Annotated in this window: 1 protein-coding gene; it reads right to left on the bottom strand. The window is 47.0% G+C overall.

Annotated elements, in window-relative coordinates; all coding sequences use genetic code 11:
* A partial coding sequence (locus AB4496_RS29330) for an AarF/UbiB family protein (protein ID WP_372133648.1) occupies positions 1–660 on the bottom strand: 660 nt, incomplete at its 3' end.
* Between the last annotated feature and the right edge of the window lie 45 nt (positions 661–705).

The following is a 705-nucleotide window of genomic DNA, read 5'->3' as shown; positions in this document are numbered from 1 at the left end:
CTCTTTTAATGCATTTTGATAACGAGTCGCATAGTCGGCCTCGCGAGCATAGTCGGCTTCATCATGTAGTTGTTTTTTTGCCTCTTCTAACAAGCCTTTGTAATCGACTGACTTGGGTATCAACCCAACAATATTGAGCAATGTACCAACGTTATCCACATCACTGTCGATGCTTTTTCGAATGCCTGGGTATTGGACTTTTATGGCAAGTTTGTCTCCAGAGTCGCTATACGCTTGGTGAACCTGACCGATGGACGCACTGGCGATGGGCTTAAAGTTGAAGGAGATAAACTCCACCTTCCAGTTGATTCCGAGTGAATTTTCCAACACTTGGCTGAGCTGTTTGGCTGGCAGTGGGTCAGCGTCTGAACGTAGGCGAGAAAGAATATCGGCTAATTCAGGTTCTAAGACATCGCCTGCATCCATTGATAGCATCTGCCCCAGTTTCATTGCTGCACCGCGCAGGTGTGCGAGTTGATCGGTGAGCCGAGCAATGTTTTGTGGCGTTAGCAGTAAGTCTTTTGCTGTCGGCCTATTGCCCTGTGCGAGTTGCTTGGTGCCTTCCGTCAGCACATTACCCGCGACCCTTGTTGCCAGCGAGGCGAACTTACTGAATCTTGAAATACGATGGGTAGGTAGATTTCTTTCTTTTGCCGACATAAAGGTTCTCACTTAGTTATCAAGATTGATACCAATCGTAGTAAA

This window comes from Vibrio sp. 10N.222.46.A1 (assembly GCF_041473595.1).
GTDB classification, from domain to species: domain Bacteria; phylum Pseudomonadota; class Gammaproteobacteria; order Enterobacterales; family Vibrionaceae; genus Vibrio; species Vibrio tasmaniensis_A.
This window is presented reverse-complemented; position numbering and strand designations above follow the sequence as displayed.